Source organism: Halorubrum cibi, assembly GCF_900182635.1.
Taxonomy (GTDB): Archaea; Halobacteriota; Halobacteria; order Halobacteriales; family Haloferacaceae; genus Halorubrum; species Halorubrum cibi.
Genome location: NZ_FXTD01000003.1, coordinates 142,347 through 155,724, shown reverse-complemented (window position 1 = coordinate 155,724; position 13,378 = coordinate 142,347). Strand labels below are relative to the sequence as shown.

The window sequence follows — 13,378 nt, the reverse complement described above, 5'->3', positions numbered from 1 at the left end:
GGACCGTTCCGACCCAATGGGTGTCGGTGCTCGCAAGCCGGGTCGCCGTCGAGGACGACGCGAGACGAGAGGATCGCCCGAGTGCGGACCGATCGAGGGTGAGAGCCGCGTCACGGATACCGGAGGTCGGATCCGGTATCGGAGAGTAGTGGTTCGATTTACTCCTGTGGCGTCCCTTATGATCGGGACGGCCATAGACGGGATCGATGACCGAGACGACACCCGAGGCCGCGATCGATCGTCGCGGTGGGGGGGACGACGATCGACCGCACCGCCAGCACACGTCCGCCGACGTCGCGCCCGAACTGTTCGATACGGTCCGGAGTCAGGCATGACGGGAACGGGCGAATCGCGACGACTGACCGCCGAAGACGAGCGAACGACCGGCTCGGCCGAGAATGACGACGCGGACGACGCGGACGAGACCAACGGATTCGCGCCGAGCGAGTCCCCAAGCGGGGAGGACGACCACCTCGAGGACCTGAAGGACGGGGCGGGCTGTACGGAGATCTGGGAGCACCTCTCGGAGAACCGCGACGGCTGATCGGTTGCGGTTCCGAGCCCCTGCCTCTCGAAGCTCGCTACGACAGGTGCGCGGCGATGTCGGCCTCGGTGATGATCCCGACCGTCTCGCCGCCGTCGGTCACCATCACGGCCTTGTAGTGGTCCAAGAGGTTCCGCACCTCGTCGACGGTCGCACCCGGCGCGACCGTGGGGAACGACTCGCTCATCACCTCGCTGACCGGGTGATCCCCGACGTTCTCGCCGGCGTGGATCACGTCCCCCTGGCTGATCGAGCCGACGGGGACTCCGTTCTGGAGGACGGGGAGCTGGGAGTACGCCTCCCGCTCCATCAGCTCGACCGCGTCGCTCACGGCGTCGTCGGGGGCGACGCTGATCACGGTCTCGTTCATCAGATCCGTCGCGCGCACGACCTCCCCTTCCGCCTCCTGGAGGGCGTTCACGATCCGGCGCAGCGTCGAGAGCCGCGGGTCGACGTCGCCGCCTTCGATCCGGGCGATGAGCGGCTGTGAGACGCCCGCGGCGTCCGCGAGTGCGCTCTGGGTCAGTTCGAGTGAAGTCCGCCGTTCGCGCAGGTCCTGCGGCGTCGGGAGTTCCATACGTCTAATAACCCTTGGTTATTAGAAAAGGTTTCGCCGGCCGGCCGCTCAGCGCGCGCTGCCGTCCGACTCTTCGTCGTCGTCGGCCTCGGTCTCCATCACGTCGATGACCTCGAGCGGGACGTCGCGGAGCGCACCGCCGACCTCGCTTTTCGCGATCCGCTCCGCGTGCTCCTCGCTGTCGGCGTTGAACACGTCGATCTCCAAGAGGAGCCCGACGAGCGCCGTGTTCGCGGCGAGGAAGGCCGCGTCGAACGGCTCGCCGCAGGCGGGACAGCCGGTGACGCCGGGTTCGACCTCGACGTACTGCTTGTCCGTCTCGTTGAGTCGCTTTCCGGCCTCGCTGACCGCGACGCCGATGGCGTCGTCGGTCTCCTCGACGTCACGGACCAACCAGGCTGCTTCCATCGCGACCGCGTAGTTGCTCATACCGCTCCGAGGTGCCGCAGGGTTTCGTCTCTTGTGGTTCGTCGGCGGCGTCTCGGAAAGCGGTGGAGAAGGGAAACGACCTACAACCGGTCGACGATCGCCGCGGTGACTTCCTCGGTCGTCGCGTCCCCGCCGAGATCTCCCGTCCGGGGGCCCTCCGAGAGCACGGACTCGACCGCGGTCCGAACCCGTTGACCCTCCTCGACGTGCCCGAGGTACTCCAACAGCATCGCGGCCGAGAGCACCGCCGCCGTCGGGTTCGCGATCCCCTCGCCGGCGATGTCGGGTGCGGTGCCGTGGACCGGCTCGAACAGGGCGTTGTCGTGGCCGACGTTCGCCGAGGGGAGCAGGCCGAGCCCGCCGACGAGCCCGGCGGCCAGGTCCGAAAGCACGTCGCCCGCGAGGTTCGGACAGACGACGACGCCGTACTGTGAGGGGTCGAGCGGGAGCTTCGTCGCGAACGCGTCCATCAGCTCCTCGTCGACGTCGACGCCGCGCTCCTCGGCGACCGCGAGCACCGCCTCGCGGAACCGACCGTCGGTCTCGCGCATCACGTTCGACTTGTGTGCGACCGTGAACCCCTCCTCGGAGTCGCCCGCGGGCCCGCGACCGTCCGCGACGAACTCGCAAGCGTACTCGGCCAGCTCACGGGAGGCCGAGGACGTGACCACGCGCGTCAGCGTCGAGAGGTCGTCGCTGAGCCGGTCCTCGTGGCCGGCGTAGACGCCCTCGGTGTTCTCACGGAGGAAGACCACGTCCGTCTCCGGGCGCAGCGCGTCGACGCCGGGATACGCCTTCGCAGGCCGGACGTTCACGAAGGAGTCGACCGCCTCGCGCAGCGGGAGGATGACGTCCGCGGCGGTGTCGCCGGCCGCGCCGAACAGCGTCGCGTCGGCGTCGGCGACCAGTTCGTACGTCTCCGCCGGGAGCGCCTCGCCGGTCGCCTCCCGAACCGCGTCGCCGGCCTCGCCCTCGACGAACTCGAAGTCGACCTCGAGCGCCTCGAGCACCTCGATGGCGGCCGGGACGACTTCCTGTCCGATCCCGTCGCCCTCGATGACGGCGATATCGTGGCTCACGCGTCGCCTCCCGGGATGTCCTCCTCGGGGACGTACGGCAGCGATCGGGCGGTCTCACGGACCGCTCCCGCGTTCGCACCCATCAGCGCCGTGGTGTCCCAGACGCCCTCGACGAGCGCCTTCCGCTGGGCGTCGTGGACCGTCGCGTCGATCACGGTGTCGTCGTAGGTGATCGTCTCCGCGGCCACGTCGATGTCGATCTCGGCGTCGGGATTCGCCTCGACGTAGTTCTGGAGCGCCTCGATGGACTCCTGGTCGGCGGTGACGGTCGGGATCCCGAGCGCGAGACAGTTGCCCGCGAAGATCTCCGCGAACGACTCGCCGACGACGGCGTCGATCCCCCAGCGCATCAGCGCCTGCGGGGCGTGCTCGCGCGAGGAGCCGCAGCCGAAGTTCGCGTTGACGACGAGCACGTTCGCGCCCCGATACTTCTCCTCGTTGAACGGGTGGTCCTTCTCGTTGTCGTCGTCGTCGAAGCGCTGGTCGAAAAAGGAGAACTGTCCCAGCCCGTCGAAGGTGACGACCTTCATGAAGCGGGCGGGGATGATCTGATCGGTGTCGATGTCGTTCCCACGGACGGGGATCCCCGTCCCGGTGACCTCCGTCACCTTCTCGGCCGGGGCCTCGCCGGCGCTGAACTCGGGCGAACTCATACGGTCGCCACCTCCTCCATCTCTCGCACGTCGGTGACCTCGCCGGTCACCGCCGCGGCCGCGACCATGATCGGACTCATCAACACGGTCCGGCCGTCCTTCGAGCCCTGTCGGCCGACGAAGTTCCGGTTCGAGGAGGACGCGCTCGCCTCGTCGCCCACCAGTTGGTCGTCGTTCATCCCGAGACACATCGAACAGCCGGGTTCGCGCCAGTCGAAGCCGGCGTCCTTGAAGACCTCGTCGAGGCCCTCGGCCTCCGCGGCGTCGCGGACGCGCTGGCTGCCGGGGACGACCATCGCGCGCACGTCGTCGTCGACCTCGCGGCCCTCGACGAACGCCGCGGCCTCGCGGAGGTCCTTCAGCCGCGCGTTGGTACAGGAGCCGAGGAACGCCACGTCGATCTCGTAGCCCTCCATCGTGTCGCCCGGCTCGACGCGCATGTGTTTCTGTGCGCGACGGGCGGTGTCGCGGTCCTCCTCGGGCAGGTCCTCGGGATCCGGGATCGGCTCCGTGATGCCCGCGGTCTGTCCGGGCGTGGTCCCCCACGTGACGGTCGGCTCGATCGCCGACCCGTCGATGGTGACCACGTCGTCGTACTCGGCGTCGTCGTCGGTCCGGACTGACTCCCAGTACGGCTTCAGCCGCTCGAACTTCTCGGGATCGTCGGCGAAGGCGTCCGTCCCCTCCAGCCACTCGTAGGTGGTCTCGTCCGGGTTGACGTACCCCGCGCGAGCGCCGCCCTCGATGGACATGTTACAGATGGACATCCGACCCTCCATGCCCAGCTTCTCGATGGCCTCGCCGGCGTACTCGTACACGTAACCGACGCCGCCGTCGGTCCCGAGCTTCCCGATGATCGTCAGGATGACGTCCTTGGCGGTGACGCCCTCGCCGAGCTCGCCCGTGACCTCGATCCGACGGACCTTCTGTTTCTCCATGGCGACACAGCCCGTCGCCAGCACGTCGCGGATCTGCGAGGTGCCGATCCCGAACGCCAGCGCGCCGAACGCGCCGTGTGTCGACGTGTGCGAGTCGCCACAGACGATGGTCATGCCGGGCTGGGTGAGCCCCTGCTCCGGGCCGATGACGTGGACGATCCCCTGATCGCCCGAGTCGGGATCGGAGAAGTCGATGCCGGACCCGCGGACGTTCTCCTCGAGTTCCGCCATCATCTCCTCCGCGGCCTCGTCGCGGTACGGCCGGTCGCGGTTGCCGGTCGGCACGATGTGGTCGACCGTCGCGTGGGTGCGCTCGGGGAACGCGACCTCCTGATCGCGTTCCTTCAGCATGCCGAACGCCTGCGGACTGGTGACCTCGTGAACGAGGTGGAGCCCGACGAACAGCTGGTCCTGCCCGGTCGGCAACCCCGTCACCTTGTGACGGTCCCACACCTTGTCGTACAGCGTCCCCTCGCTCATCGGGGATCACTCCGTGAATCCGCGGGTTCGTGGGAGCGGTTCACGTCGCCGCGTCCGCCCATCAGGCCTTCACCTCTGCCGACTCCTCCTCGTCCTCCTCCTCCTGCCAGGCGAACAGCCCGCGCAGCTCCTCGCCGACCTCCTCGATCTCGTGGTTCTTCTCGGCGTGACGGAGCTGGGTGTAGGAGGGTCGACCGGCCTGGTTCTCCGCGATCCACTCGCGGGCGAACTGGCCGTTCTGGACCTTCTCTAAGATCTCCTCCATGTTCTCGCGGGCGTGCTCGTCGACGACGACGTCACCCTGCGTGAGCCCGCCGTACTCGGCGGTGTCCGAGACCGAATCCCACATGCCGCCGAGCCCGTCCTCGTACATCAGGTCGACGATGAGCTTCAGCTCGTTGAGACACTCGAAGTACGCCATCTCCGGGGAGTAGCCCGCGTCGACGAGCGTCTCGTACCCCTGTTTCACGAGCGAGGTGACGCCGCCGCAAAGCACCGCCTGCTCGCCGAACAGGTCCGTCTCGGTCTCCTCGCGGAACGACGTCTCGACGACGCCGGCGCGGGTACAGCCGATCGCGGCCGCGTACGCGAGCCCCTCGTCGTGGGCGTCACCGGTGGCGTCCTGATAGACCGCCAGCAGGCCGGGCGTCCCCTCGTCGTTCTCGTAGTTCCGGCGCACGAGGTGGCCCGGAGACTTCGGCGCGACCATCGTCACGTCGACGTCCTCGGGCGGCTGGATCTGGTTGTAGTGGATGTTGAACCCGTGTGCGAACTGGAGCGTGTCGCCCGCCTCCAGGTTCGGCTCGATGGCGTTCTCGTACACGTCCGGCTGGACGGTGTCGGGAACGAGCACGCTCACGATGTCCGCCTCCGCGACCGCGTCCGCGGGGGTCGCGACGCGGAGCCCGTCGCCCTCGGCGGCCTCCCGCGAGGAGCTGCTCTCGCGCAGGCCGACGACCACGTCGACCCCGCTGTCCGCGAGGTTCTGCGCGTGCGCGTGCCCCTGTGAGCCGTATCCGAGCACGGCTACCGTCTTCTGGACGATCGCCTCGCTGTCGGCGTCGTCGTCGTAGTACACTGTCGAATCGAACGTCTGGGTGTCGTCTTCTGTCATTGTCGGTTACTGGGTGTTCGGCGTCGTCGGTTCGCCGGCCGTTCCGGGTTTCTCTCCTGGCGCGGTGGGGATGTTCCCCCGTGCGAGCGCGGTCTGACCGGTCCGGGCGATCTCGATGATCCCGAACTGGTCGAACGCGTCGATCGCGTCGTCGATCTTCGACTCGTCGCCGGTGAGCTGCACCGTGATCGTCTCCGGTCCCGCGTCGAGCGTCTGGCCGTCGTACATCTCCGAGACGGCGTGGACCTTGTCCGGTTCCTCGCCGTGGACCTTCAACAGGACGAGTTCGGACGTGACGGCGCTGCCGGAGACTTCGCCCACGGAGATAACGGGCTTCAGCTTCGCCATTTGCTTTTCGATCTGGTCGATGCCCGGGTCGGTCTCCTCGACCACCATCGTGATGCGGGAGTGGCCCTCGACGGTGGTCGGCCCGACGGTCAGGCTCTCGATGTTGAACTGCCGCCGGGAGACGAGCCCGGAGACGCGCGCGAGCACGCCCGGCTCGTCCTCGACGAGCGCCGAGATGACCGCGCGTCGCGAGTCGTGTTCCGCCTCCACGACGGGGTCGATCCGGTGGCCCTCCAGGTTTCGACGCCCCTCCGGTTGGGGCCGCTCGTCCGGTGCCGGTCCGGGCATGCCGGCCGCTTCCTCGCCGCTCATAGCTGGTCCTCCGTGAGCGCGAACCGGCCGTTCGCTCCGCCGCTCGGCACCATCGGCAGCACGTTCTCCTCGGGGTCGACGTGGAAGTCGATCACCGCGGGACCGTCGTACTCGAGCGCCTCCTCGACCGCGGGAGCGACCTCGTCGTAGCCGTCGACGCGGATCCCGAGCGCGCCGAACGCCTCGGCGAGCTTGTCGAACTCCGGCATCCAGTTGTAGTCGGACGCCATGTGTCGCCCCTCGAAGAACGCGTCCTGCCACTGACGAACCATTCCGATGTACTCGTTGTTGAGCACCGCGAACGTGACGTCGAGGTCCTCGCGGACCGCGACGGACAGCTCCTGCATCGTCATCAGGAAGGAGCCGTCGCCGTCGAAACAGACCACGTCGCGGTCGGTGTCGCCCATCGCGTCGGCGGCGACGCGCGCGCCGATCGCGGCCGGAACGCCGTACCCCATCGTCCCGAGGCCGTGCGAGGAGACCCACGTCCGGGGCTCCGTGTACGTCCAGAACTGGGAGGCCCACATCTGGTGTTGGCCGACGCCGGTCGTGACGATGGTGTCGTCGTCGGTCGCCTCGTCGAACGCCTCGACGACGAACTGCGGTTTGAGCGGCTCGTCGTCCGGCGTCGCGTACGTCATCGGGTACGTCTCCTTCCACTCTTGACACTGCTCGCGCCACTCGTCGGCGTCCGGCTCCTCGACGATGGCATCGAGCAGCTGTTCGAGGACGGTTCCGGCGTCGCCGACGAGCGGATAGTCGGCGTACACGTTCTTCGATATCTCGGCCGGGTCGATGTCGACGTGAACGACCTCCGCTTCCGGCGCGAACGTGTCGATGCCGCCGGTCAACCGGTCGTCGAACCGGGTCCCGACCGCGATCAGGCAGTCGGTGTGGGTGATCGCCATGTTGGCGTACCCGGTCCCGTGCATCCCCGCCCACGACAGCGACAGCTCGTCGTCCTCAGGGAACGAGCCGATCCCCGGCATCGTCGTCGTCACGGGGATCTCGTGGGTGCGCGCGAACTTCCGGGCCGCGTCGCTCGCCTCGCCCTTGATCACGCCGCCGCCGAACAGACACAGCGGTCGGTCGGCCTCCTCGATCGCGCGGGCCGCGGCCGCGACCGCGTCCTCGCGGGCTCGGGGGTTCGGGTCCGTTCCCGCCGGTGCCTCCGCGGGACCGGGCGACTCCTCGGTGTCGTCGAGCGTGACGTCCTTCGGCAGGTCGACGAGCGTCGGGCCGGGCCGGCCGACCCGCGAGAGCTCGAACGCCTCGCCGACGACGTCGCCGACGGAGTCCGCGTCGCCCGCGAAGTAGTTGTGCTTCGTGATCGGGCGTGTGACGCCGACCGTGTCGGTCTCCTGGAACGCGTCGTTACCGACGAACTCCGTGGGGACCTGCCCGGTCAACGCCAGCATCGCGTCGCTGTCCATGTCGGCGTCGGCGATCCCGGTGACGAGGTTCGTCGCGCCGGGGCCGGAGGTGGCCAGACAGAGGCCGGGCTCGCCGGAGACGACGCCGTACGCGTCGGCGGCGTGGGCCGCCCCCTGTTCGTGAGCCATCGTCAGGTGGTGGATCGACGAACCGTACAGCGCGTCGTACACCGGCATGATCGCCCCGCCTTGAACGCCGAAGGCGGTCTCCGCCCCCGCGGCCTCGAGGGCGGCGACGACCGACTCCGCGCCGGTCGACACCGCCGTCGGCGTCTCGCCGTCTGGTCGGTTCTCCTCGCCGGTCGGGTCGGCCGTGCCCGGGTCGTCCGCGTCGGCCCGGTCGGACGCCGGATCGGCGTCGGGGTCGTCCTCTCGTGGGTGTGCTGCTGAATCGCTCATCGTGTGTGGTGTGTTGGTGTCTCTCGGGTTCGAGCGTCGGTCGATCCGGACGGGGATCGCGCCGACGAGTCGCCGTCGCGGTGGGCGATCGGCGAACGGTCGACGACGCGTCCGCGTCCGTCGGTACGTCGGGTCGGTGAGGAAGGAATGTGGTAGGGGATCAAACCCCTACGATCGCTACGGCGACGGCTCCCGTCCGGGCGTCGTCCGCGCGGGAGTACCGTGACCGTCGCATTCGATCCGAACTCACGCGGGCCGCCTATAAATTCCTGTCGACGGGAGCGATCCACACGCCGACCCGTCGGCACACACCGTGGTTCCGACGTGGATCCGTCAGGCTCGGAGTCGTCGAGCGCGGAGCCGTCGAGCGCGGAGCCGTCGAGCGCGGACCCGCCGGGAGCGGACCCGCCGTCGACGAACCCGTCGGCGGGACGTCGCGGCGCGTTCGGCAGTCGCTGGCGAATCGTTGCGACCACGGGGGAGGCCATCAGATCCGGACCTCCTCCTCGCGCTCGACGCCGGCCTCGCGGGCGAACCGCTCGACGTCGCCGGCGGTCACCTGCCGCTTGCCCGCGCCGTACTCCTTGACCCGCTTCGTGATCTCGCGGACTTCCCCGTCGGTGGGATCGAAGCCGGCCTCGGTCAGGTGCTTTCGAACGCTGTGGGTGCCCGTGTGCTTGCCGAGCACGAACTCGCGTTCCGCGCCGACCATCTCGGGCGTCATCACGCCCGTCTCGAACGTGTCGGCGTTCTCGATCACGCCCGCGGCGTGGATACCCGACTCGTGGGCGAACGCGTTCCGCCCGGTGACGGGCTTGTTTGCCGGCACCGGGATGTCCGAAGCGTCCTCGACGATCCGGGCCAGCTTCGTGATCTGGGTCGTGTCGATGCCGGTGTCGACGCCGTACACCGATTCGACCGCCATCACGACCTCCTCGTAGGCCGCGTTGCCGGCGCGCTCGCCGATCCCGTTGACCGACACCTGCGCCTGCTCCGCGCCGTTCTCGAAGCCCATGACCGCGTTGGCCGCGGCCATCCCGAAGTCGTCGTGAGTGTGGACGTCGACGCGAGCGTCCGTCGCCTCGACGACCGCTTTCACCGTCTTGCCGAAGCTCGTCGGCATCGCGACGCCGCACGTGTCCGGGATGTTGATCCAGTCGGTGCCGGCGTCGCTGACCGCCTCGACTATCTCCGTCAGGTAGTCGGGGTCGGTCCGAGTGGCGTCCATCGGTGAGAACATACACTCGACGCCGGCGTCTTTCACCTGCTCGACGGCGTCGACCGCGCGTTCCTTCGCCTCCATGCGCGTCGCGTGCATGGAGTCCTCGAGTTGGACGTCGCTCGTCGAGACGAACACGTGGATCATCTCCACGCCCGAGTCGATGGCGGCCTCGATGTCGCCGTCGACGACGCGGGCGAGCCCACAGACCGTCGTGTCCGTCGCGGCTGCGATATCGCTCACGGCCTCGAACTCCGCGTCGGAGTTCACCGGGAACCCGGCCTCGATGACGTGGGTCCCCATGTCGTCCAGCGTCGCCGCTATCTCGCGTTTCTCGTCGTAGCTGAACGAAGTGCGTGGTGACTGTTCACCGTCTCGTAACGTCGTGTCGAAGATCCGTACAGGACCGATTTCGATGTTAGAAGCTATCGTGCCCTGGAAGAACTCGATCCGCCGGGGTGTCCGACGAAGCCTCCGTGATGTCTGTCATCGACTGACAGCAGAACGTTTGTCTACTTAAGCATTACGTCCCGAAGGAGATCCGATCGTTCGATCAGTCTCGTTCGCTCGTGAGAGAAGTAATCGAGAAACAGCGGCGATAACCGGCGAGCGGTGGCGAAATCTCGGAGATAGCTCGTGGCGGAAAGTTGCGCGGTGGGGAGTCGCGTGGCGGAGAGATGGGTGGGGAGTCGCGTGACGGAGAGATGGGTGGGGAGTCGCGTGGCGGTGCGGGATCCGCCGTCTCCGTCGTCCACCGGACGAGGATCCGACCGACCTCCCGCGCTCGCCTACATGCCCATGTCGGCCGCGGCCTCCGGCACGGGGAGGTCGCGGGGCGACACCGCGAGCAGCTCGGCGGCGTGATCGAGCGCCATGTCGAACCCGTAGTATCGCTCCAGTTCGTCGCCGTCCGGACCGGTTCGGACCTTGAGCATGGCGTATCCCTCCCGGTTCTGCGCGATCGTCGCCGTCCGTCCGTCCGACGAGAACGTGAGCAGTCGCTCCGCGTCCGTCTCCTCGTAGCGGGCCGCGATGTCCGCCGCTCCGGCGGTCGCCGTCGACTCCGTCGTATCCGTCATACTCGGCGTTGGGTCCGAACCCTGTCGTATCTGTCGGTCCGGATCGTTTCGATTCGGACGGTTCCGTCGGATCCTACACCTGTCCGGTCTCCTCGTCGCCCGCCGGGAACCACATCGAAACGAGCGTTCCGGTGGGTTCGCGGGTCTCGATCGCCAACTCGCCGCCGGATCCCGTGACGATCCAGTGGACGAGCCAGAGCCCGAGCCCGCTCGCGTGCTCGAGGGGCGTCTCGCGCCCCTCCGAGAACACCGTCTGCTCGACGGGCGGGATGCCCGGACCGTCGTCGGCGATCTCGACGCGATACCCGTCGCGATCGGCCGCGACCCACACGTCGATGTTCGCGACGGCCCCGTCGTGGTGGACCACCGCGTTCTCCAGCACGTTCCGTACCGCCGACTCGAGGAGCTCGTCGGCCGACACCACCGCCCTCTCGGGCGTCGAGAGCGACACCGACGCGTCGGGGAACGCCGCCTCAAGCGAGTCGCACAGTCGCGGGAGCAGCGCCGCGAGGTCGATCTCGGCGCGGTCGGACTCGTCGTGGAGCGCCACGTCGATCTCACGGGCCTGATCGCTGAGGTGCGTCAGCGTCCGCACCTTTCGGTCGATCACGTCGAGATGCGCTTCGCCCTCCCCGTCGACGTGGTTTCGAAGGAGGTCCGCGTACCCGCCGATCACGTTCACGTCGTTCTTCAGATCGTGTCTGAGAACGCGGTTGAGTACCTGGAGACGCTGCTCGTGTCGTCGCCCCTCGGTCACGTCGGTCGCGGTGATGACCACCTCGTCCGCGGCGTTCTCGAAGAGCGGCTCGATGGTCGTCTCGAAGGTCCGCCAATCGCCGTTCTCGCGGGCGATCCGATGTTCGAACACCTGTGGATCGCCGGTCTCCAGCGCGGCCTCGAAGCGACGTTGACACTCCTCGCGGTCCGCCGGGTGGATCAGGTCGAGGACCGGCCATCCCTCGATCCTCGCGGCGTCGTGGCCGAGCAGCCGGTCGACCGAGGGGCTCACGTACCGAAGCAGGCCGTCGGTTCCGCAGACGGCGATGACGTTCGGCGACTTCTCGATGAGCGCCCGGTATCGGCGCTGGAGCGTCTCACGTTCGGTGACGTCGCGGAACAGGAGGACGCTTCCGCCGCGTTCGTCTCCCGATCCGGCCGAGGAGAGGGCACGTTCGGTGACGGTGAGGAACCGCGGCCCGTCATCCGTCTCGATCGCCGCACGTCCACCCTCTCCGGTCTCACCGCTCCGAACCGCGTCGACGATCGCCGGCGCGTTCGAGAACGCCGCCCCGACCGGGCGGCCCAACTCGAGGGAGTCGAACAGCCCGCGGGCCCTGTCGTTCGCGTCGACGACCCGATCGTCGTCGTCGAGGACGATCACGCCGTCGGAGAGGTTCGCGAACACGGCCTTCCGAGCGACCGGCGAGAGGTCGAGGAGCCGGTACCGAAACACCACCCAGGCGACGATCGCCGCTGTCACCGAAAAGGAGATCGGCGTGAGATCCACGAACACCGGCCCCAGAGACGACCACGCGCCGACGACGCCGATGGTCATCGGAAGCGTGCCGGCGAGAAACAGGAGACCGGCCTGCCGTCGAAAGATCCCGGTCCGGTCGACCGCGGCGTATCCGAGGACGAGGAAGGACATCAGGTTCACGACGTACGTGTACGCGGTGAACGCCAGAAGCGCGATCGTGGATGAATACGTCAACGCCAGATATGCCCCGTCAGCGATCGTGATCGAGGGATAGCGATAGAACAGCGGAACGGAACCGAGAGACCACACCGCGACGACGACCGATGCGGGGATCAGACAGATCGCCGACAGCCGACGGGGACGGAACCACTCCAACCGACCGGTGTACGCCAGCACGAACGCCGGCCACGCGGCCGCCAGCGTTCCGATGCCGAGCCAGACGAACCGATTCCAGAACAGCACCGCGGACAGCGTGGTCGCCGACAGCTGGACCGCGTACGCCGTGGCCCACACCCCTGCGCCGACGGTGACGCCGAGAAACGACCTGACGAGCCACTTCGATCCGCGGAACCGACGGGCGAAGGCGTAGGCCGCGAAGACGAACGACGCCGACCCGGCCACGAGGAGGGGGACCGTGTACGGCGTCGTCTGCCAGGCCATCGATACCGGGGGGACGTGAGTCGGCGGTAAAAATCGAACGGAGAACGCGAACGCTTCGGATCCGTCGTTTCGATCGTTTTGGTCGTCCGATCGTTCCGACCGTTTCGATCGGAGATCGATCGGGGATCGATCGGAGCGGATAAGCGAGCGTCGGCCCCAGGAACGGTATGCTCGACTCCGGCGAAAACGCGCCGACGTTCACGCTCGAGAACCAGCACGGCGAGCCGATCTCGCTCGGCGACGGCGACGCGACGTACACGGTCGTCTACTTCTATCCACGGGCGGACACCCCCGGCTGTACGACCGAGGCGTGCGGCTTCCGAGACGGGTGGGACGCCTTCGAGGCGGCCGGCGTCGCGGTGCTCGGGATCAGCGACGACCCGGTCGACGACCTCGCCGACTTCGCGGCGAAACACGACCTCCCCTTCCAACTCCTCTCCGATCCGGACGGCGAGGTGGCGAGCGCGTACGACTCCTACGGCGAAAAGGAGACGTTCGGGGACGTCTTCGACGGCGTCTTCCGGAACACGTACGTCGTCGACGACGACGGAACGGTCGTCCTCGCGTACGAGGGCGTCTCCCCGGAGGGTCACGCCGATCGGATCCTCGAGGACGTCGCGGCGCTCGAGGACTGATC

At 68.2% G+C, this 13,378-nt stretch carries 14 protein-coding genes; 3 read left to right on the top strand and 11 right to left on the bottom strand.

What is annotated here, in order from left to right; genetic code table 11:
* The first annotated feature begins 206 nt into the window (after positions 1 to 206).
* Both FN829_RS16360 and FN829_RS05115 read left to right on the top strand, forming a co-directional pair.
* Entirely contained in the window at positions 207 to 335 is a 129-nt protein-coding gene (locus FN829_RS16360) for a hypothetical protein (protein WP_281286034.1), read from the top strand.
* Entirely contained in the window at positions 332 to 544 is a 213-nt protein-coding gene (locus FN829_RS05115) for a hypothetical protein (protein ID WP_142985922.1), read from the top strand. The genes FN829_RS16360 and FN829_RS05115 overlap by 4 nt, the downstream gene beginning before the upstream one ends.
* Positions 545 to 581: 37 nt before the next feature.
* Here the strand turns inward: FN829_RS05115 and FN829_RS05110 are convergent, their stop codons facing one another.
* The 11 genes from FN829_RS05110 to FN829_RS05060 form a co-directional block, all read right to left on the bottom strand.
* Complete coding sequence (locus FN829_RS05110) at positions 582 to 1,121, bottom strand: CBS domain-containing protein (protein WP_142985921.1); 540 nt, start codon at positions 1,119 to 1,121, stop codon at positions 582 to 584.
* Between the two features lie 48 nt (positions 1,122 to 1,169).
* A complete protein-coding gene (locus FN829_RS05105) occupies positions 1,170 to 1,550 on the bottom strand; it encodes a DUF555 domain-containing protein (protein ID WP_142985920.1) in 381 nt (126 codons plus the stop codon).
* Between the two features lie 80 nt (positions 1,551 to 1,630).
* Positions 1,631 to 2,629 carry an isocitrate/isopropylmalate dehydrogenase family protein gene (locus FN829_RS05100; RefSeq protein WP_142985919.1) on the bottom strand — a complete coding sequence of 333 codons (999 nt, stop codon included), beginning with the start codon at positions 2,627 to 2,629 and terminating at the stop codon, positions 1,631 to 1,633.
* The gene (gene leuD / locus FN829_RS05095; RefSeq protein WP_142985918.1) at positions 2,626 to 3,282 is read right to left on the bottom strand and encodes a 3-isopropylmalate dehydratase small subunit; all 657 of its coding nucleotides are present in this window, start codon (positions 3,280 to 3,282) and stop codon (positions 2,626 to 2,628) included. Before leuD ends, FN829_RS05100 begins: the two co-directional genes overlap by 4 nt.
* Entirely contained in the window at positions 3,279 to 4,700 is a 1,422-nt protein-coding gene (gene leuC, locus FN829_RS05090) for a 3-isopropylmalate dehydratase large subunit (RefSeq protein ID WP_142985917.1), read from the bottom strand. Before leuC ends, leuD begins: the two co-directional genes overlap by 4 nt.
* A gap of 61 nt (positions 4,701 to 4,761) precedes the next feature.
* Positions 4,762 to 5,814 carry a ketol-acid reductoisomerase gene (ilvC, locus tag FN829_RS05085; RefSeq protein WP_142985916.1) on the bottom strand — a complete coding sequence of 351 codons (1,053 nt, stop codon included), beginning with the start codon at positions 5,812 to 5,814 and terminating at the stop codon, positions 4,762 to 4,764.
* 6 nt (positions 5,815 to 5,820) lie between these two features.
* Entirely contained in the window at positions 5,821 to 6,474 is a 654-nt protein-coding gene (ilvN, locus tag FN829_RS05080; protein WP_142985915.1) for an acetolactate synthase small subunit, read from the bottom strand.
* Entirely contained in the window at positions 6,471 to 8,306 is a 1,836-nt protein-coding gene (gene ilvB, locus FN829_RS05075) for a biosynthetic-type acetolactate synthase large subunit (RefSeq protein ID WP_142985914.1), read from the bottom strand. Before ilvB ends, ilvN begins: the two co-directional genes overlap by 4 nt.
* 487 nt (positions 8,307 to 8,793) lie before the next feature.
* Complete coding sequence (locus FN829_RS05070; protein ID WP_142985913.1) at positions 8,794 to 9,975, bottom strand: homocitrate synthase/isopropylmalate synthase family protein; 1,182 nt, start codon at positions 9,973 to 9,975, stop codon at positions 8,794 to 8,796.
* A gap of 338 nt (positions 9,976 to 10,313) precedes the next feature.
* Positions 10,314 to 10,604, bottom strand: coding sequence for a DUF7111 family protein (locus FN829_RS05065; protein ID WP_142985912.1), 291 nt, complete (start codon positions 10,602 to 10,604; stop codon positions 10,314 to 10,316).
* 73 nt (positions 10,605 to 10,677) lie between these two features.
* A complete protein-coding gene (locus tag FN829_RS05060) occupies positions 10,678 to 12,741 on the bottom strand; it encodes a histidine kinase N-terminal 7TM domain-containing protein (RefSeq protein ID WP_142985911.1) in 2,064 nt (687 codons plus the stop codon).
* 167 nt (positions 12,742 to 12,908) lie between these two features.
* On the opposite strand from FN829_RS05060, the gene bcp reads away from it, so the two are divergent.
* Positions 12,909 to 13,376, top strand: coding sequence for a thioredoxin-dependent thiol peroxidase (gene bcp, locus FN829_RS05055; RefSeq protein ID WP_142985910.1), 468 nt, complete (start codon positions 12,909 to 12,911; stop codon positions 13,374 to 13,376).
* The last annotated feature ends 2 nt before the right edge of the window (positions 13,377 to 13,378 follow it).